We start from the raw sequence: 18952 nt of genomic DNA on the forward strand, positions 1-18952 counted from the left end.
CAACACGCGCAAGGTTTCCCTTAGCCAAAGGTTTAATTTCAATCCTACGGCAGTTGCGATAATTACGTAATGCTATTCTCGATTTAAATTTTTTTGCACCACAACCCATAATTGTTTTTATCAGTATTATACGAGTTTCATTCATGGCTTTAAAAGAACCCTCACACGCCGAAAGCTTCGACACTGACCAGCAAGTGGCTCTCGCAGATCCCCTCACCCTCGCTGAATCCTTCATGCAGGCAAATATTTCCAACCCAGTCGCAGCATCAAACATAGCAGAAGCAGCCGGGATTAATGTGCGGGCATTGCAGCGGCTTTTTCGAAAAACCTATGCCGCGACCCCAACGCAGGTCTTATTACAAAAGCGCATCGCCCTCGCCCGCGAAATGATCCTGAATGGTGAAGCTCTGTCCGTTAGACAGGTTGCGGCACAGCTGCAGTTTTCCAACCCCACGCGCTTTTCGAAATTGTACAGCAGGTTTCATGCTCAAACGCCTTCGCACGAGATACGGCAAGGTAAAGCACAGCCGAACATCCCTGCGGAAACAAATCAATAATAGGCCGCTGACGTATCGAGAAAGTCGTGTGAGTGGACAATAACTGTCTCGCGATCAATAAAGATCACGCCATACACCGGTGGCTCATGCGTCACGGCAAGCTTGTCAGGCGCGAAGCCAAGCGCCGATTGATGGTTGGTGCCACGCAATACGCTCACTGGTATGCCGCGCCAACTTCCGGCAACAGGTCGATGCGCGTGTCCGGCGAAAACATGCCGAACATTCCCGTGCTCTTTCAAAAGCTCAAAAAGTTCGCCAGCTTCAATAAGGCCTATCGGGTCCAGATGAGGCATATGAATGGGGAAAGGCGGATGATGGGTGAACACATAGACCGACATGCCCCTCGCATCCTGCAACTGTTGTTTCAGCCAAGCGAGGCGTGTGCCATCTAGCCGGCCTTCCACCCTTCCCATCTCCAGAGTATCAAGCAGAATAAACCGGCCCTCATCAGTATCGACCACCCTATGAACAAAGCCATCTTCCGGGACGATAGACGGGAAAACTCTCAAGAATACGTCGCGATTATCGTGATTGCCCAACATCAGGTGATAAGGAATGACGAGTTTGTTCAGCTCTGTTGCAAGCAGCTGATAGGTTTCTTCATCGCCCGTATCGCTTAGGTCTCCGGTGAAAATTACCATATCTGCATCGGCGTGATGTTCGTTGATATTTTCAATACATCTTTGAAGCCGATCAAGCGGGTCCAACCCGCAAAGGAGTTTACCCGGCTGGACGAGGTGCAGGTCGGTCACTTGAATGATCTTCATCGCTGTTGCTGTCCCGGGTTTTAGGAGCGGTTGACGGGCAGGCGCGTGCTGCCCCGCAGGATAAGACTTGTGGCCAGCCGCTCATGCGCAGGCGGGCGAGCAGGGTCTGCTTCACGTTTCTCCAGCAGTGAAACAGCATGCTGCGCCATGATGGCGGCATCCTGCCGGAATGTCGTAAGGTTATATGCATCCCAGGAGGCTTCAGGAATGTCGTCAAAGCCGATAACCGAGACGTCTTCCGGAATGGAAAGCGCCGTGTTGTGGCGGATGTAATCAATCAATCCGAATGCCACGAGGTCATTCACGCAGAACACGGCGTCAGGCCGCGTACTTCCACCAAAAAGCTTTCGTGCTGCGGCCTGCCCGCCTTGATAGTCTGAATTGGTGCCTTCTCCGGACAAAACAGTAGCGCCGTTCTTTTCCGCCTCGTCCCGAAACCCAAACTCTCTTTCGATTGTCGTGGGCGTACGCACCACCGTGGCCGCGAAAGCCAAGTTCTTAAGGCCGTTATCCAGAAAGAAACGAGCCGCTGCGCGTCCGGCACCTTCATTATCGATATTAACATCGTCGGCACCCGTTTCCGATCGCCCGAGTACGATAAGCGGCTGGCCATTGCGGCTGGCCAGTTCAACGAAAGAAGAGGGCGGGGATCCTGATAGTATGATGGTCGCCTCGGCGCGATACCCGAACAGGGTCTTTTGCGCCGCCGTCAGTTCTTCCTCCGTGCGGCCGGTATTGATGACGATAGGAACGCTGCCGCGATGGATCAAGGCCTTGGTCAGTGCAGCAACGAGATGGGAACGGTAACCCAATTCAGGATTGGTTACGACAAGGCCCACGAGCCGGCTTTTACGGGCCAAAAGGCCGCGCGCCAAATCATTGACCTGATAGCCAAGAGCTTCCGCAGCTTCCAGAATCTTTTCGCGCTTCTTGGCAGAAACACTGGCTCCCGGTGTGAACGCGCGCGATACGGCAGAACGTGAAACACCAGCACGCTTGGCCACTTGCAAGGCACTTACATATTGGTTGCTTTCCTTGTCGAAGGTTTTCTTCTTGGATGTCATTTTCAATGTCCAACTTTCGAAAGCACGTCGGCGCGCAAGAATCGCTCTACCACCAGCATGAAACCTATCGATGGTATGAGCAACAGCAAGGCTGTTATGGATGCAATCTGATAATTTCCACCCGAGCTCGCAGTATAAAGCAAAAGCGGCAGGGTATTAACATCAGGCGCGCCAACAAAATAGCTGCCGGTAAACTCATCCAGGGATTCAAGAAATACAAAGATTGCGCTTGCTAAAAGCCCCGGCGCGGCGAGGGGGAGGGTGATGTCGCGAAAGGCCCGGAATGGTCCAGCGCCGATGGATCGTGCCGCTTCTTCAAGGTCAATCTGAACCGCTGAGAATGCAGCCGTCGCAATCCAGACCGCATAGACGAGCCCATGGGTTACATGGACCATCACCACACCGGCAATAGTGCCGTTCAGCCCGATCTGATAGAAAAACCGCGCAATATTTACATAGACCGGAAGGTTGGGGAATGCCTGAGGAATAAGGAAAGCAAGCAGGATGAGCCCGCGGAAGGGCAGTTTCAGGCGCGACAGGGCATAGCCAGCTGGAATGGCCAAGGCCAGCGACGCGACGACTGTAAGGGAAGCCACGACTATGCTTGTCGCCAGAGAACCCATAGCATTGCCGCGCGGCGAGAATACGCGCTCCCAAAAGCTGAAACCGTATTCCAGCGGCAGCATGTGAGGGAAGTACCATTTCTCGGCAACGGTCCAAAGCAGTAGATTGGTCAGAGGGCCAAAAATGATGAAGGCCAGAAGGCCCAAAATAACAGCACGCGGCAACCACCAGAAATCAAAGCGCATCATCATGAACGCTCCTTCATCGTCTGCCTCAGATATATCAGAGCGACGCCAGTGGTCAGGATCAGCGATATCATGCCCAGCGCGTTAGCCACGCCGTAGTCACCATGGGCATTGATCCGGAAAGCAATATCGGCGGTTAGCATGGTTGGTGATTGCGCATTGATCATCAAAGGCACCGACAGGACCGACATCATGGTGACGAAGGAAAGGATCAGACCCACCAGAAGCGTTCCGGCAATCTGTGGAAGAACGATTTCAATCAATATGCGAAGGCGCGACGCACCAAGATTGCGCGCTGCCTCGATGGTGCTTCGATCCAATGAAGCCATGGCGCCAGCCACAAGTAACGTAACGAAAGGTGTCTGTTTCCAAACAAAGGCAATGACAATCCCGCGCCAATCGAGGAAACCAACCGTTTGTAACGGGGTCAGGATGCCGAGGCTGACTAGGATATTGTTCATCAGGCCATTCTTGGCGAGAAAGGTCCGCAATATTTGCCCAACTACAATGAATGGAATGAACATGGGCCAGCGATAAAGCCAGCGCAAAATCGCGACAGCGCGCGGGTTTTCCCCAAGCGTCAGATATCCGCCGATTGCTATTGAAAACAGGCCGATTAAAGCCGTTGAAACGGTGACGATGACCACCGTGAAAATCATATCGCTGGAGTAAAGCTCGAAAGATTTGCGGAAATTACCCAGTCCCCAGGCATCGCCCACTTCGAATGCACCCAGAATGGATGCAATCAGCGGCACGATGAAGAACAGCACTATCATCACCAGCGCTGGCAGGACGAGAAGTATGGCGAGGAGGTTTTTCCGCATGGATATTACCTGCACAGGAAAGGGGAGGGGCCTTCGCAAGCGAAAGCCCCTGCTTCAAAAATTAGTTTGCTACGTTCTTCTCATAGGCTTCCAAAATCGCCGAATTATAGGGGGCGATCGGGAAAGGCTTGGCTTTGGTTGCAAGATCCTCCGGTGAGATATCGACAAAGAGCTTGTCCCAACTGGCCTTGTCCAGCTCCGGCTGTACAAACTTGGCATCAATGCCTGGATACCAGTTGAAGCGCTTGACAATGCCTTCAGCCTGAACTTTCGGGCTGGTTGCCAGCGCAACGAACTTTTCGGCCAATTCAGTGTTCGGGCTTTTTGCCGGAATGACGTAATGCATTGGCTGGCCCGGCATGCCGGGTGCAGGCAGGAAGAGCTTCATTTCCGGCGGCAGTTTGCCATCAGCCTGCCAGGAATAGAACATATCCACCCATACCGGTCCCATGGCTATTTCACCCCGGCTCAGCATGTCCAAAGTGCCGGCATTGCCCGGCGTAAGGGTCGCGTTCGTCGTGAAATCCTTCAGGCCGGCAAATGCCTTGTCCCATTTCTTGGTTTCGGCTTCATCGAACGGACCATTCATCAATTTGGCCGCATCGCCATCGCCAAACGCATAGATCCAGCCCATGACGAAGCTGACGCCGGAAGCGCCACCCTTGATTCCGTTATAGCCGAACTGTTTGGGATTTTCCTTTGCCCAGCTCACCAGCTCTTCATAGCTCTTTGGCGGTGTCGGTATGAGCGCAGGATTATAGGCGATTGCCGTCTGGCTGGAGAACATGGGCATGACATAGCCATCGACATTCGAGCCAAGCGCCATCTTGGCTTTTTCACTTGTCACCATCTCGCCCGATGCGATCTTCGAGCGATAGGATTCCAGATAGCCGTTCTTTACCATTGGACCAGCGAATTTTTCGTGGACAACTGCAACATCTGCGTCCCACTTTTCGACGTTGGCTTTTGATTGCGCGTCGAAACGTTCCACGATTTTCTGCGACCCGGCATCGCCCGGACCCGTGCCCACGACCCTGACTGTCGTTCCAGGGTTTTCCTTTTCAAAGAGGGGGCCAAGATAGTCATTTATATAGTCGACCATGTTCTGATCGCCTGCGGTCAAAACAGTAAGATCAGCAGCGGCAGCTGGGCCTGTAGCAAGTCCCAGAATGAGAGAAGCCTGTAGAAGCGTTTTCATATGTAACTCCCTGAGCAAGATTGTTAATTTTAGTGGTATAAGGCACAGCAGAAGCTAAGCGCAGTTTCGCTTCGCTTTTATGTTATTTTCGCCGTATTTGTTGAGGTATTGAAGATAAAGAGCGAGTCCGCCGGTATTTGCACTTTTACCGTTTCACCCTGATTGTACGGCGCGTCGGCATCGACGAGTATTTCGCGGTCTCCAAGGCGCACAGCATGACGCCAATGGCCACCGGGATAACTTACACTTGCAATTTGCCCCCGCAATTCGAGATGACCGGTGCCCTGCATCGCAACGTCTTGAACGCGCGCAAGTCGCGCAGCTTCCGCGCGAAACCGTAATTCCACAGGACCGGTGGTCAATGGGCGGCCGGAGCGTGATGTAATCGAGGTCTGGTTATACTCGCCTTCAGCTAGCTCAATCAGATCGCCTTGCACGCGCACCTGCATCGGCAGAAGATTCTCGGCACCCATGAAAGCGGCAACGAAAGGCGAGGCCGGTTTGTTATAAACTTCCTCTGGTGGTCCCTGTTGTTCGATCCGCCCCGCATTCATAATGACGATGCGGTCGGCCATGACCATCGCTTCTTCCCGGTCATGGGTGACATGAACAGCCGTGATGCCGAGGCGTTTTTGCAAGACGCGAATTTCATGGCGAACAGTCAGGCGAATGCGCGCATCGAGATTGGAGAGAGGCTCGTCAAGCAGGAGAATTTCCGGGTCAATTGCCAAAGCTCTGCCAAGGGCGACGCGCTGACGCTGTCCACCCGAAAGCTGGCCGGGCTTGCGGTTACCGAGGCCAGAGAGCCCGAGCAGTTCCTGCATCTCGGCAACGCGGCTATTGATGGTTTCGCGCGAATGCTTTTGGAGCTTCAGGCCGTAGCCAATATTCTGCGCAACAGTCATGTGAGGCCACAGCGCATAGGACTGGAACACGAGTGCCATGCCGCGCTTGTCGGGCGGCAGTTCCGTTACATTGCGACCGGCAACTTCGATCCGCCCGGAAAACGGCTTTGCGAAACCGGCAATCGTGCGCAGCAAAGTTGTTTTGCCACAGCCCGAAGAGCCAAGGAGAGCAACAAACTCCCCCTTGGCAATGTCCAGATCAAGATTGTCCAGAACAGTCGTCGGCCCATAGCCAACACTCATTCCAGCCACTTTAAGGAAAGCCTGCCCGTTCATTTTCATCCCCTATTGCACAGCTGCGCAATTTTTTCTTTGTACTGTCTGTTTATAACAGCGGGATGACAAGCGAAATTTTTTGTCCCGCTAAAAAGATGCGAGAACCGGCACGCTCAAGACCGATTAATTACCCTTCGGGCTGAAATGCGCGACGAGGCGATAGCTGTCGCCGGGATAATACATGCGCACGGCAGTGATCGGCTGCGTCCCGCGCCAGGTCGAACGTTCGACCTGCAAGCAGGCAGCGCCTTCCTTGATTCCCAAATGGGCGGACAAGGCCGCATCGGCATTCAATGCGTTTATGCGGTTCTCCGCTTCAGACCACGGCACATGCTCGCGCAGCCAGGTGCCGGGCGGGACATTTTCAAAAGCAATGTCGCTGGCATTGGGTACGCTTACCAGATCAATAAGACGATCTTCAAAGGCATGCACGCGGCGGCCCGCCAAATGCCGGCACAGCACGGCCAGAACGGGGCGAGGGGTCTGCACATCAAGACGCTTCATATCCGCTGCCGTGCTGGTCCTTTGACGACGCGAGACAACCTCCAGCCGATAGACTTGACCGATAGCCTCAACCTCAGCCTTCACGTCTGAAATCTCGATGACGGCAGATTGGACAAGTGGCTGTGAAACAAAACTGCCCGCACGACGACGGCGCTCGATCAGTCCTGAAGCGGCAAGCGCCACAAGCGCCTTGTTTACAGTCATGCGTGCGCAACCGTAAGTATCCATCAGTTCACGCTCTATCGGAATGCGATATCCCGGCGCCCATTCCCCTGAAAGTATGCGCCGCTCAATATCGCTGCGGATACGTGCAGACAGCTGGCCTTTGGATTGGTCAGGGTCAACAGGTGAGGGGAGGGTGGCTTTGTTCAAATTGGCCTCGTCAACGAACTGGGCGCAAGGCGAATAATCAAGATAACCGCAGAGCCCCCAACAGCAATCGTGGCCATACCATCTGCTTCGCCGACAAACAACGCATCATGTTTCGTGAGGACCGATCGATCCGCCAGTTCGAGCGTTCCCTCGACGCAAAAAATGATGCTGCTGCCGGAACCAGTTCTTACAATGCAGGGTTCTTTGACTGTCAATCGCTCGACCGTCGCATGCCATTGACCTCGGCGGGTCATGACATTGAGATCAGTGATGGTGCCGGAGACCAGTGTTGCAGATGTTTCGGCATCGCCGGGAAAGGCAAAGGGCTCGGAGGCAGTTGTCAGGCGAATGGGCTCCATTCCCGCCACATCGAGATTCATACCTTCTCCGTCCAAAACCGTAAGGATGCGATCAATATTCTCGAAGGAGGAGAATGGTGCATCGGAGGCAACTGTCGCCATGCTGACGCGCCAATGAAACTCACCAACACCTGCCCCGGCGGGGGCTACGGCAATCTCCGTCGTGACACCGCCGCCGTTTTTCCAGGGCATCTGTTTGTGATCACTGGCGCGCAATATATGCATCAGCCTAATATGCCCGGCAGGTTGAGACCTTTTTCTTTGGCGCAATCCAGCGCTATCTCATAGCCCGCATCCGCGTGACGCATAACACCGGTCGCCGGATCATTCCACAGAACCCGCTTGATGCGCTCCGCAGCGTCGTCCGTGCCATCGCAGCAGATCACCATGCCGGAATGTTGCGAGAAGCCCATGCCCACACCGCCGCCATGATGCAGCGACACCCATGTTGCACCCGATGCGGTATTGAGAAGCGCGTTCAACAGAGGCCAGTCCGATACGGCATCCGAGCCATCTTTCATCGCTTCCGTTTCCCGATTGGGAGAAGCAACGGAACCGGAATCAAGATGGTCACGACCGATAACAATTGGCGCTTTCAATTCACCGGTGCGAACCATTTCGTTGAACGCGAGACCAAGCCGGTCGCGATCGCCCAAACCCACCCAGCAGATGCGTGCTGGCAGACCTTGGAAAGCAATGCGGTCACGCGCCATGTCGAGCCAATTGTGCAGATGCGTATTGCCGGGCGTCAGTTCCTTGACCTTGGCATCGGTCTTGTAAATATCTTCCGGATCACCGGAAAGCGCAGCCCAACGGAACGGGCCGACACCACGGCAGAACAAGGGGCGAATATAGGCAGGCACGAAGCCGGGGAATGCGAAAGCATTTTCCAAACCTTCATCCTTGGCCACCTGACGAATATTATTGCCGTAATCGAGCGTAGGAATACCCTGTTCCCAGAAAGCAATCATCGCTTCGACATGCTCACGCATGGAGGCGCGGGCGGCTTTCTCGACAGCTTTCGGGTCGCTTTCGCGTTTGGCGCGCCATTCCGCCATGGTCCAGCCTTTAGGAAGATAGCCATTGATCGGATCATGCGCCGAAGTCTGGTCGGTCACAATGTCCGGGCGGACGCCACGACGAACCAGCTCCGGCAATATTTCCGCGGCATTGCCAAGAAGGCCAACCGATTTTGCTTCACCCGCCTTGGTCCAGCGGTCAATCATTTCGAGCGCTTCATCCAGCGTTTCAGCTTTCGCATCGACATAGCGGGTGCGTAGACGGAAATCGATTGAGTCCGGGTTGCACTCGATAGCGAGACAGCACGCACCTGCCATGACAGCAGCCAGCGGCTGCGCGCCGCCCATGCCGCCAAGGCCGCCGGTCAATATCCATTTGCCCTTGAGGCTACCGCCATAATGCTGACGACCGGCTTCGACGAAGGTTTCATAGGTGCCCTGAACGATACCTTGTGTACCGATATAAATCCATGAACCGGCAGTCATCTGGCCATACATGGCCAAACCCTTCTTATCCAGTTCGTTGAAATGATCCCAGGTCGCCCAATGCGGCACAAGATTGGAGTTTGCAATCAGAACGCGCGGTGCATTTGAATGGGTCTTGAACACGCCGACAGGCTTGCCGGATTGCACCAGCAATGTCTCATCTTCGTTCAGCGTTTTCAGCGTGGCGACAATCTTGTCAAAATCATCCCATGTGCGGGCGGCGCGGCCTATGCCGCCATAGACAACCAGCTCATTCGGATTCTCTGCAACATCGGGATCGAGATTGTTCATCAACATGCGCAAGGGCGCTTCGGTCATCCACGATTTTGCATTGAGTTCATTGCCGCGAGGGCTGCGGATTTCGCGGATATTATGCCTTGGATTGTTCATATCTGCTTCCCAGTTTGATTGCAGTCTGTTCAAGAATTTCGAGAATATCTTTGAGGTGCTTGCGCAGTTTTTCCGCCTTGGCTTCATCATAGTCGAAAGGAGGGGCCTCAGTCGTTAGATGGGAAGATTGCGTCAGCTCCATCTGTATGGCGTGGATGTTTTTCTCCGGCTGACCATAGTGGCGGGTTGTCCAGCCGCCCTTGAAACGTCCATTGATGACCGCGTCATATCCGGAAGCGGCAAAGGCAATACGCCCCACTGCCGAAGCAATTTCCGGCGAGCAGCTTTTGCCCTCATTTGTACCAATGTTGAAATCCGGCAATTTGCCCTGAAACAGAAAGGGAATGTGCGAGCGTATGGAATGGCAATCGTAGAGGATACACAGTCCATGCATATCATGAACCCGTTTGATTTCCGCTGACAAAGCATCGTGATAGGGACGATGAAAAGCCTCCAGCCTCAGCTTGATATCGGCGGGCGTGGGTTGCTGTTTGTCGCGCCAGATCGGCTTGCCGTCAAAGTCTGTTTCCGGAACCAGTGTCGTTGTATTCTGGCCGGGATAAAGACTGTTTCCATCGGGGTCGCGATTGGCATCGATGACATATCGATGGAATGTTGCACGCACCGTAGTTACGTTTGGCAGCAGGCCATCATAGAGTTGATCAATGTGCCAATCCGTATCCGCCAGCATCTGGCCATTCTCGTTGAGACGCGCATGGATATCGACCGGAACTTCCGTACCCGTATGCGGAAAACCGAGAATAATTGGAGATGTACCTTGTTTTACTTCAACAGCGCTCATTGACCGATCCTCACAAGCTTGTATCGAGCAGCGGCAGGATGTCGGGTGAGATGGCAGCGTTCAGCTTGCCGGAAGCAACCACCTCTGAAACAGCCTTCAGATCAGGAGCCATATAGCGATCCTCCTCCAATGTAGGCACCGCTGCTCGAATAACGCCATGAGCGCGCGTGAGTTCCGGGCTGGTCTGCAGCGGTGCACGCAGGTCAATTCCCTGTGCCGCAGTCAGAGCCTCAATGCCAATGATCGAGAAAAGATTATCCGTCATCTGCAAGAGACGGCGCGCGCCATGGCAGGCCATCGAAACATGGTCTTCCTGATTGGCCGATGTGGGTGTCGAGTCGACAGAGGCCGGATGCGACATCTGCTTGTTCTCAGACATCAAGGCGGCTGACGTTACTTCAGCAATCATGAGCCCTGAATTTAGTCCCGGTTTGCGAGCCAGGAATGCCGGCAAGCCATAGCTCAAGGTCGGATCGACCAGCAAGGCAATGCGGCGCTGGGCTATCGATCCAATTTCGCAGATGGCGAGCGCAATCTGATCGGCGGCAAAAGCCACGGGTTCGGCATGAAAATTACCGCCCGAAACCACCGAGCCATCGCTCAAGACCAGCGGATTGTCTGTCACCGCATTGGCTTCGATTTCCAGGGTGCGCGCCGCCATTCGGAGCAGATCAAGACATGCCCCGTCAACCTGTGGTTGACAGCGGATGCAATAAGGATCCTGTACCCGCTCGTCGCCCTCAATGTGGCTCTCGCGAATAGGAGAGTTTTCAAGCAGGCGCCGCAATGCAGCACCTGTATCGATCTGGCCGCGATGGCCCCGAAGCGAATGTATGTCCGCATGGAAAGGAGCCGATGAGCCCATCGCCGCATCTGTCGACAATGCACCTGTGACCAATGCCGACTGGCCAGCGCGATGGGCGCGAAACAGCCCAGCCAATGCCAGTGCAGTGGAAACTTGTGTGCCGTTGATAAGCGCAAGCCCTTCCTTGGCCGCAAGCACGACGGGCCTCAGACCCGCCTTGGCAAGACCATCTCCGGCAGGCATTTGCGCGCCATCGAAAACGACATCGCCTTCGCCGATCATCGCTGCAGCCATATGTGCCAAAGGAGCAAGGTCACCGGAAGCGCCAACTGAACCCTTTTCCGGAATGACCGGAATAACGCCCTTTTCCAGCATTGCCTCAATGAGCGTGATCAGCTCGAAACGCACCCCGGAAGCGCCACGGCCCAACGATATCAGCTTCAGAGCCATGATCAGACGAACAATATTTTCCGGCAAAGCATTGCCGACACCGCAGCAATGCGAAAGGATCAGATTGCGTTGCAGCGTTCCAACATCGGCAGCATCGATCTTGATAGAAGCCAGCTTTCCAAAGCCCGTATTGATCCCGTAAACGGGCACATTGCCAGCAGCAATTTCAGCAATACGCCGCGCGGCGGCCTCAATCCCGGCATGGGATGACGGGTCCAGCCTGACGGGCGCTCCTTGCCAGTAAATCGTCTCAAGCGTGCTGAGCGAAACACTGCCCGGATGAAGTATAATGGTCATCGAGTAATCCTTTGTCCGCGGAAAATACGCATGTGGAGAGGGTTGAACCCTATACGGTAGACAAGCTCAGCCGGGCTCGTCGCATTCCAGACCGCGAAGTCGGCTGATTTACCCGCTTCGATCGTGCCTGTGTCATTCAATATGCCAAGCGCACGCGCCGCCTCGCGCGTTACACCCGAAAGCGCCTCGTCAACTGTCAGGCGGAAAAGCGTGCAAGCCATGTTCATCGTCAAAAGCAGCGAAGTGAGCGGTGAGGTACCGGGATTGCAATCGGTTGCCACGGCAATGTGAACGCCTGCCTCTCGGAGCAACTGGACGGGCGGAGCCTGTTCTTCGCGTAGAGTATAAAAAGCGCCCGGCAGCAAAACAGCAACTGTTCCAGCCGCTGCCATGGCTTTCGCACCCTCTTCATCAAGATATTCGAGATGGTCGGCGGAAAGCGCGCCGTAAGATGCCGCAAGCTCGGCACCGCCGAGATTGGAAAGTTGTTCTGCATGAAGCTTGACGGGAAGGCCGAGAGACTTTGCCTTGTCGAACACACGGGTGATCTGCGCTGGAGAAAAAGCAATGCCCTCGCAAAATCCGTCGACCGCATCGACCAGCTTTTCCGCATGAGCAGCTTCCAACCCGGGTAGCACGACCTCAGAAATATAATCATCGGCGCGGCCACGATATTCAAACGGCACCGCATGGGCAGCAAGATAACTGGTATAAATCCGCACCGGCCGCATGGTCGCCAATCGCCGCGCAACACGCAGCATTTTCAGCTCGGCTTCAATATTCAGCCCATAGCCCGATTTGATTTCGATGGTTGAAATGCCCTCTGCCAGCAGCGTATCCAGGCGCGGCAGGCTTTGCGCGATCAGTTCATCTTCGCTCAACGCATTGGTGGCCTTGACGGATGAAACAATTCCACCGCCTGCGCGCGCAACGTCTTCGTAGCTTGCCCCTTCAAGCCGCATTTCGAATTCCCGCGCGCGGTTGCCGCCATAGACAAGATGCGTGTGACAATCGATCAGAGATGGCGTCACCAATCTGCCTTCAAGGTCATGGGATGTGGCCGCTTGCGCTTCCGCCGGAAGGTCTTTTTCCGCGCCCGCAAAAACAACACGCCCATACTTTACGAGGATCGCCGCTTGATCAATGATAGCGGTTGCATCGCGCTGGCAGGTAAGCAGGCGCATATTGCGCCACACTTCCACATCTGCATGCCGAGCTTCACTTTCGTCTGAAATTATATTTCCGCCCATGAGCTTTACGCCTTTTCATCTCCTGCTAATATGTATAGACATAATTGAGATCAACGCAAACGGTTTTTCTGTCGCTTCGGGAGGATTCACCATTGACGCATATATTTGCACAGGCAGCATTGACGACTTCCGGCTGGCAACAGAACGTCCGCATAAGTTTTGCCAGCACTGGCATTACCGCTATGCAGCCGGACAGCGCTCCGCTTCCCGACGATGAGCGCCATTCGATCATTCTCCCCGGCATGCCAAATCTTCACAGCCACGCATTTCAGCGCGGCATGGCAGGACTTGCAGAAAGCCGCGGTCCTGGTGCCGATAGTTTTTGGAGCTGGCGCAATGTCATGTATCGCTTTGCTCTGACAATGACGCCCGAGCAGATGGAAGCAGTCGCAGCGCAGCTATATATGGAAATGCTGGAGGCAGGTTTTACACGTGTCGGCGAGTTCCATTACCTCCACCACGATATTGACGGGCGGCAATATGCAAATATTGCCGAGATGGGTGAGCGGATTGCAGCCGCTGCAAACGTGACGGGGATAGGACTTACCCTACTGCCTGTTTTCTACGCGCATTCCACGTTCGGCGGCGCTGCCCCCTCAGAGGGACAGCGCCGGTTCATCAACACGCTGGACGCTTATGAAAAGCTTCATGCCGGATGCCAGCAGGCAGTCAAGGACTTACCCGATGCGAAAGTCGGCGTAGCGCCCCATAGTCTGCGAGCAGTGACGCCGGATGAACTGGAAGCCGTGACGGCCATCGCCGGAAAAAATCCGAAACATATCCATGTCGCCGAGCAAATAAAGGAAGTTGACGATTGCATCGCCTGGTCGGGTGCGCGTCCCGTCGAATGGCTGCTCCAAAACGCTGATCTGGACAAAAGCTGGTGTCTTATACACGCGACACATATGACAGATGACGAGACCCAGGCCATGGCCCGCAGCGGTGCAATTGCCGGTCTCTGCCCAATCACGGAAGGCAATCTGGGCGATGGAACATTTTCAGCACAATTATTCACGCAAGCGGGCGGTGGCTTCGGCATCGGTTCGGACTCAAATGTTCTGATAGGAATTGGCGATGAGCTGCGTCAGCTGGAATATTCGCAGCGTCTGGCGCATCGCTCGCGCAATGTGCTTGCACCGGCTGGCGGATCGACAGGCAGGGCGCTGTTCGACCACGCTGTCAGCGGCGGTGGCACTGCCCTCGGGGTCGAGACAGGCCTTGCCATTGGCAAACCCGCGGATTTCATCAGCATCCAGCTCCAGACGCCGGATCTGTTTTCCGGTGACGTTGCGTTGGACTCATGGATTTTTGCCAATGGTGCCAAAGTAGATTCGACTTGGGTAACGGGCATCAAGCAGGTTGATCACGGCCGCCACCGGCTTCGCGATCAGATCGAACATAAGTTCGGTAAAGTCATGAAAGAACTCATTTCGGCAAATCCGTAAAAGATATGCCTGCGGCCACTCCGTTTAGAACTTATGCCCTTCGCTCATCGCTCCGGGCAAACGTGGTCAGGCCCCGACTATTGCGTTTGCTGAGGAACCGTTGAAAAGTACCAACCCGGCTGTTTTCCTCATGATGATCCTGTTTGATGGACGGTTTTGGAAGTGGTTGCTTTAGCCAGCAGAGGCAGCAGAGCCGCCGACTATTGGGCATTGACCTATTCTTGAATCCCTTTTCGGATCCCGATGGGAGCTTTTTCCGAAACTGTTTGCGCCGCGTTTTGCACCAGCGGACCGAAGCTGTCACTGAAGCTTTCGGCCGTCCACTCTTGCAGACTTCCCGCGACGTGGATTGCGCCAATAGGAGCACCGCTCGAATCTCGTATCGGAGCGCCGATGGCCACTTCATGATTTAACAATTGCCTGCATAATACGGAATGCCCCCGCTCACGCGTGGCGTGGACATGCACCATAACTTCATCAAGAGTGCGGATGGTGTGACTGGTAAAAGGTGTCAAATCCGAGCGTTTCACAATGTCGGCGACCTTCTCGTCAGGGAGGAGCGATAGGATGGCAATGCCGCCCGCCGTGCAGTAAGTCGGAACCGCATGTCCAACAATGGTCGCGCTGAAGATTTCATGCTTTGAGGGCATGCGCAAAGCATAGACGACGCGCACATCGTCAAAGAGCGAAAGATCGACACGCTCACGGACACGGCGGCGTAGCTCCAACATGACGGGATTTGCGCGCTGGAGCATTGGGTTAAGTCGCAACAAATCGTGCGTCATGTCGAGCACACGCAGACCGGGCAGGTAGCCGCGATCCTCAGGGTCGCGGGTGAGCATACCCAGCTTCAAGAGTGAGTGAACGATCCGTTGCGCAGCGCTGCGATCCACACCAGCAGCTGTCGCAACCTGACTGAGCGATAACGGATGACGCGCGCTCTGAAATGCTGACATGACAGCGACCGTTCTTGCGACCGAACGCATAAACAACGGATCGTCCTTGTAAGCTTCTCCTTCATCAGGGTCGAAACTGGATATGCCGCGAAGATCTCGAAATGTGGTCATGAAAAATCTCTAATCGACATTGGAGGATTGACAAGCATCAAAATTGGTTCCTATCATAAAAACAATATAGATGTATCGCTGAGAGATACACATATCAGCCCGAGGGGGCAAATCAAAAATGGGAGTATGCTCGTGTCAAAACGCGTGGCTGTCGCTGGCTTTTTGCATGAAACAAATACGTTTGCCGCGGCGCCGGCAACCATGGCAGCATTTGTTCAGGGTGGCGGATACATCCCCATCTCCCGTGGAACCGCGATTTTCGAGAATGCGCAGAATGTTAACCTCGGTATTGTCGGGGCATTGAACTTTGCGCAACAGGCCGGCTGGGAAATCGTGCCCATCCTGTGGGCAGGGGCAATCCCCTCCGCGCCGGTGACCAAAGACGCCTATGAAACAATCGTTTCCGAGATTGTCGAAGGGCTGCGCAATTGCGGGCCTTTGGATGGCATTTTTATCGATCTGCATGGCGCAATGGTTGCTGAGCACGTGGATGACGGCGAAGGCGAGCTTCTTGAACGGGTTCGTTCCATCCGCCCATCGGAACCGATTGCCGTCGCATTAGACCTGCATGGAAATATTACGCGGCGTATGTTCGACCTTTCGGATGTCATGGTCGGTTTTCGTACTTACCCGCACGTCGATATGGCCGAAACCGGTTATCGGTCGGCACAGGCTTTGCAGGCATTGATGGACAGGCCTGATGGCTGGCAGAAGGCGATGCGACAGGGCGATTATCTGATCCCGATTGCATGGCAGTGCACGCAGGAAGAGCCCGCAAAAGGCCTATATGGCATGACGGTCGATCTGCCTGAGAATGTGCTGACGGCCTCGCTCTTCATGGGCTTCCCCGCTGCTGACTTTGCCGAATGCGGGCCTTCGGTCTTCGCCTATGGTTGGGACAAGCAGGCGGTAGATGCGTGCGCCGATAATATCATGACGGCTCTTTCGGCGGCTGAATCCTCTTTTGTCGGCACAGCCTATCAGCCAAAGGAGGGGATTGAAAAGGCGATTGAGCTGGCTCGGAGCGCCGTTCGCCCGGTCGTCATTGCGGATACTCAAGACAATCCCGGAGCGGGTGGCAGTTCGGATACGACCGGGATGCTTCGCGCACTTGTTGCCAGCGGCGCCGAACGTGCAGCCATTGGATGTATTCACGACGCTGAAGCCGCAAGGCTTGCACATCAAGCAGGCGAGGAGGCTGAGATCGAGATTTCGCTTGGCGGCAAATCGGGGATCGAGAACGACGAGCCGTTCAAGGCCCGATTCACCGTCGAGAAACTCTCTGACGGCAAGGTCCATGCAACAGGTCCCTATTATGGTGGCACATGGTTGGATATGGGTCCATCTGCCTGCCTTCGACTTGGCGGGACGCGTATCGTTGTTACGACCAATCTTGCCCAAATGGCAGATCGTGAACTTTATCGCATGGTTGGGATTCAACCCGAACAGGAAGCTATCCTCGTTAATAAAAGCTCCGTCCATTTTCGAGCCGACTTCGCACCAATCGCGGAAAAGCTTCTTGTCTGCATTGCCCCCGGTGCGATGCCGCTCAGCCCGGCGCAATTGCCATGGAAGCGCTTGCGGGCGGGCATAAGGCTTGAGCCGCTCGGACAGGAATTCAACTAGAACAATAAGAACAACCTCCAGAGGAACTAAGTAGATGAAGTTTATCAGTTTTCACCAACCTAGCCCGACCCTTCGTAAACTAAAATATGGAATTGCAGCCTCACTGATCGCGCTTGGTACGAGCGCTGCATGGGCGGAAACAACGCTTACCGCAGTCATGCATTCAGACCTGCGCATCCTTGATCCGATCATCACCACAGCACATATCACCCGCGATCATGCTTACATGATTTACGACGTGCTGATCGCGGTCGATGAAAACTTCAAGCCACAGCCTCAGATGGCAGAATGGACCGTTTCGGACGATCGTAAGATCTATACATTCACACTGCGCGATGGTCTTAAATTCCACGATGGTGCGCCGGTAACAGCCGCTGACGCAGTGGCCTCGCTCGAGCGTTGGGCCAAGCGCGATGCTGGCGGTCAGCTTATCATGGATATTACGGAATCCCTGAAGGCGACCGATGATAAAACGCTGGTCTGGACACTCAAGGAGCCATTTGCCCCCTTCCTTGACACGCTTTCCAAACAGGCCGCCCTGCCTCCATTCATCATGCCCGCGCGCATCGCCACAACGCCTGCCGATACCGCCATTACAGAGCATATTGGTTCCGGCCCATTCAAGTTTGTGCCGGCAGAGTTCCAGCCCGGCGTTGGCGTAAGCTATGTTAAAAACGAAGAGTATATACCGCGCAAGGAACCAGCCAATTGGATGGCAGGCGGTAAAGTCGTAAATGTAGACAAGGTTCGCTGGGTCACGATGACCGATGCGCAGACGGCGGTTAACGCTCTTGCAAGCGGTGAAGTCGACTACATGGAGCAGGTGCCGGTCGATCTGGTGTCGCTGTTTGAAGGCGATGACACGGTGGTTCTCGAACAGCGCGACCCGCTCGGCTATCAGACCATGGGGCGCCTCAACTTCAAGCATCCACCTTTTGACAATCCGGACATTCGCCGTGCAGCTTTTCTTGCCATGTCGCAGGAACCAGTGCTTGCCGCACTTATGGCCGATCCCAAATATTACAGGGTTTGCGGTGCTATTTTCGGCTGCGGCACGCCTAATGCCACGAATGTCGGCGCTGACAGCATTGTCGGGAAAGGCAATATTGAAGAAGCAAAAGCACTGCTCAAAAAAGCCGGTTATGATGGAAAGCCGGTTGTACTGATGCAGCCAACAGACGTTTCCAGTCTCTCTCCTCAACCGGTTGTGGCAGCACAGCAGTTGCGTGCAGCTGGATTTACTGTGGACATGCAGCCAATGGACTGGCAGACGCTTGTCGGTCGTCGGGCCTCAAAGGATGAGCCGTCAAAGGGTGGCTGGAATATCTTCTTCACAAACTGGCAGATTCCGGAAATTGCCACACCGCTAAACTCCGTCATGCTCAATGGTCGCGGCGATCAGGGCTGGTTCGGTTGGCCGAAGGATGACAAGATCGAAGCGCTTAAGAAGGAATATATTGCCGGGAAAACACCGGAAGAGCAGAAAGCCGTTATTGAGAAAATCCAGGCCCATACGCTTGAGAACGTCCTCTATATTCCGCTTGGCGAATATAATCCGCCACAGGGCCGCCGTTCCAACGTCGTCGATATGCTCGGCTCTCCCGTCCCGGTGTTCTGGAACGTAAAAAAGACCGAAGAATAATCTGCCCGCCGCTATCGCGTTTGACGTGATGGCTCCCA

General features: G+C 54.6%; 17 protein-coding genes. 4 read left to right on the top strand and 13 right to left on the bottom strand.

What is annotated here, in order from left to right:
• Positions 1 to 233 precede the first annotated feature (233 nt).
• Positions 234 to 557, top strand: a complete 324-nt coding sequence (locus V9K95_RS12900; protein ID WP_336441979.1) for a helix-turn-helix domain-containing protein — start codon at positions 234 to 236, stop codon at positions 555 to 557.
• Here V9K95_RS12900 and V9K95_RS12905 read toward each other — a convergent pair.
• From V9K95_RS12905 to hutI, 12 genes are all read right to left on the bottom strand, one after another.
• On the bottom strand, positions 551 to 1324 hold the full coding sequence (locus V9K95_RS12905; RefSeq protein WP_336441978.1) for a phosphodiesterase: 774 nt from the start codon (positions 1322 to 1324) through the stop codon (positions 551 to 553). The two genes, V9K95_RS12900 and V9K95_RS12905, sit on opposite strands and share 7 nt — an antisense overlap.
• 20 nt (positions 1325 to 1344) lie before the next feature.
• A complete protein-coding gene (locus tag V9K95_RS12910; protein WP_336441977.1) occupies positions 1345 to 2388 on the bottom strand; it encodes a LacI family DNA-binding transcriptional regulator in 1044 nt (347 codons plus the stop codon).
• Between the two features lie 2 nt (positions 2389 to 2390).
• Positions 2391 to 3203, bottom strand: coding sequence for an ABC transporter permease (locus V9K95_RS12915; protein ID WP_307275866.1), 813 nt, complete (start codon positions 3201 to 3203; stop codon positions 2391 to 2393).
• Complete coding sequence (locus V9K95_RS12920; protein WP_115053740.1) at positions 3200 to 4021, bottom strand: ABC transporter permease subunit; 822 nt, start codon at positions 4019 to 4021, stop codon at positions 3200 to 3202. Before V9K95_RS12920 ends, V9K95_RS12915 begins: the two co-directional genes overlap by 4 nt.
• A gap of 61 nt (positions 4022 to 4082) precedes the next feature.
• Positions 4083 to 5219, bottom strand: a complete 1137-nt coding sequence (locus tag V9K95_RS12925; protein ID WP_336441976.1) for an ABC transporter substrate-binding protein — start codon at positions 5217 to 5219, stop codon at positions 4083 to 4085.
• Between the two features lie 77 nt (positions 5220 to 5296).
• The gene (locus tag V9K95_RS12930) at positions 5297 to 6400 is read right to left on the bottom strand and encodes an ABC transporter ATP-binding protein (RefSeq protein ID WP_336441975.1); all 1104 of its coding nucleotides are present in this window, start codon (positions 6398 to 6400) and stop codon (positions 5297 to 5299) included.
• A 123-nt stretch (positions 6401 to 6523) separates the two neighbouring features.
• Positions 6524 to 7276: a histidine utilization repressor gene (gene hutC / locus V9K95_RS12935; protein ID WP_442958596.1), complete on the bottom strand. Its 753-nt coding sequence runs from the start codon at positions 7274 to 7276 to the stop codon at positions 6524 to 6526.
• A complete protein-coding gene (locus V9K95_RS12940; RefSeq protein ID WP_336441974.1) occupies positions 7273 to 7860 on the bottom strand; it encodes a HutD/Ves family protein in 588 nt (195 codons plus the stop codon). Before V9K95_RS12940 ends, hutC begins: the two co-directional genes overlap by 4 nt.
• A complete protein-coding gene (gene hutU, locus V9K95_RS12945) occupies positions 7860 to 9530 on the bottom strand; it encodes a urocanate hydratase (protein WP_336441973.1) in 1671 nt (556 codons plus the stop codon). The genes V9K95_RS12940 and hutU overlap by 1 nt, the downstream gene beginning before the upstream one ends.
• Positions 9511 to 10332, bottom strand: a complete 822-nt coding sequence (gene hutG / locus V9K95_RS12950; protein ID WP_336441972.1) for an N-formylglutamate deformylase — start codon at positions 10330 to 10332, stop codon at positions 9511 to 9513. The genes hutU and hutG overlap by 20 nt, the downstream gene beginning before the upstream one ends.
• 10 nt (positions 10333 to 10342) lie before the next feature.
• Positions 10343 to 11884 carry a histidine ammonia-lyase gene (gene hutH / locus V9K95_RS12955; RefSeq protein ID WP_336441971.1) on the bottom strand — a complete coding sequence of 514 codons (1542 nt, stop codon included), beginning with the start codon at positions 11882 to 11884 and terminating at the stop codon, positions 10343 to 10345.
• Positions 11881 to 13134: an imidazolonepropionase gene (gene hutI / locus V9K95_RS12960; protein WP_336441970.1), complete on the bottom strand. Its 1254-nt coding sequence runs from the start codon at positions 13132 to 13134 to the stop codon at positions 11881 to 11883. Before hutI ends, hutH begins: the two co-directional genes overlap by 4 nt.
• Before the next feature lie 92 nt (positions 13135 to 13226).
• Here hutI and V9K95_RS12965 point away from each other — a divergent pair, with 92 nt between their 5' ends.
• A complete protein-coding gene (locus V9K95_RS12965) occupies positions 13227 to 14579 on the top strand; it encodes a formimidoylglutamate deiminase (RefSeq protein ID WP_336441969.1) in 1353 nt (450 codons plus the stop codon).
• A 215-nt stretch (positions 14580 to 14794) separates the two neighbouring features.
• Here V9K95_RS12965 and V9K95_RS12970 read toward each other — a convergent pair whose 3' ends face one another.
• Positions 14795 to 15646, bottom strand: a complete 852-nt coding sequence (locus tag V9K95_RS12970; RefSeq protein WP_336441968.1) for an IclR family transcriptional regulator — start codon at positions 15644 to 15646, stop codon at positions 14795 to 14797.
• 126 nt (positions 15647 to 15772) lie between these two features.
• Here V9K95_RS12970 and V9K95_RS12975 point away from each other — a divergent pair, with 126 nt between their 5' ends.
• Together V9K95_RS12975 and V9K95_RS12980 are read left to right on the top strand one after the other, a co-directional pair.
• The gene (locus V9K95_RS12975) at positions 15773 to 17272 is read left to right on the top strand and encodes a M81 family metallopeptidase (RefSeq protein WP_336441967.1); all 1500 of its coding nucleotides are present in this window, start codon (positions 15773 to 15775) and stop codon (positions 17270 to 17272) included.
• A gap of 34 nt (positions 17273 to 17306) precedes the next feature.
• Positions 17307 to 18914, top strand: a complete 1608-nt coding sequence (locus tag V9K95_RS12980; RefSeq protein WP_336441966.1) for an ABC transporter substrate-binding protein — start codon at positions 17307 to 17309, stop codon at positions 18912 to 18914.
• Positions 18915 to 18952 lie beyond the last annotated feature (38 nt).

This window comes from Phyllobacterium sp. CCNWLW183, from assembly GCF_037203775.1.
Lineage (GTDB): Bacteria > Pseudomonadota > Alphaproteobacteria > Rhizobiales > Rhizobiaceae > Phyllobacterium > Phyllobacterium ifriqiyense.

Coding starts and splice junctions, on each gene's coding strand:
- V9K95_RS12900 (WP_336441979.1), top strand. CDS start 234: ATGCAGGCAAATATTTCCAACCCAGTCGCAGCATCAAACATAGCAGAA.
- V9K95_RS12905 (WP_336441978.1), bottom strand. CDS start 1,324: ATGAAGATCATTCAAGTGACCGACCTGCACCTCGTCCAGCCGGGTAAA.
- V9K95_RS12910 (WP_336441977.1), bottom strand. CDS start 2,388: ATGACATCCAAGAAGAAAACCTTCGACAAGGAAAGCAACCAATATGTA.
- V9K95_RS12915 (WP_307275866.1), bottom strand. CDS start 3,203: ATGATGATGCGCTTTGATTTCTGGTGGTTGCCGCGTGCTGTTATTTTG.
- V9K95_RS12920 (WP_115053740.1), bottom strand. CDS start 4,021: ATGCGGAAAAACCTCCTCGCCATACTTCTCGTCCTGCCAGCGCTGGTG.
- V9K95_RS12925 (WP_336441976.1), bottom strand. CDS start 5,219: ATGAAAACGCTTCTACAGGCTTCTCTCATTCTGGGACTTGCTACAGGC.
- V9K95_RS12930 (WP_336441975.1), bottom strand. CDS start 6,400: ATGAACGGGCAGGCTTTCCTTAAAGTGGCTGGAATGAGTGTTGGCTAT.
- V9K95_RS12940 (WP_336441974.1), bottom strand. CDS start 7,860: ATGCATATATTGCGCGCCAGTGATCACAAACAGATGCCCTGGAAAAAC.
- hutU (WP_336441973.1), bottom strand. CDS start 9,530: ATGAACAATCCAAGGCATAATATCCGCGAAATCCGCAGCCCTCGCGGC.
- hutG (WP_336441972.1), bottom strand. CDS start 10,332: ATGAGCGCTGTTGAAGTAAAACAAGGTACATCTCCAATTATTCTCGGT.
- hutH (WP_336441971.1), bottom strand. CDS start 11,884: ATGACCATTATACTTCATCCGGGCAGTGTTTCGCTCAGCACGCTTGAG.
- hutI (WP_336441970.1), bottom strand. CDS start 13,134: ATGGGCGGAAATATAATTTCAGACGAAAGTGAAGCTCGGCATGCAGAT.
- V9K95_RS12970 (WP_336441968.1), bottom strand. CDS start 15,646: ATGACCACATTTCGAGATCTTCGCGGCATATCCAGTTTCGACCCTGAT.
- V9K95_RS12975 (WP_336441967.1), top strand. CDS start 15,773: ATGCTCGTGTCAAAACGCGTGGCTGTCGCTGGCTTTTTGCATGAAACA.
- V9K95_RS12980 (WP_336441966.1), top strand. CDS start 17,307: ATGAAGTTTATCAGTTTTCACCAACCTAGCCCGACCCTTCGTAAACTA.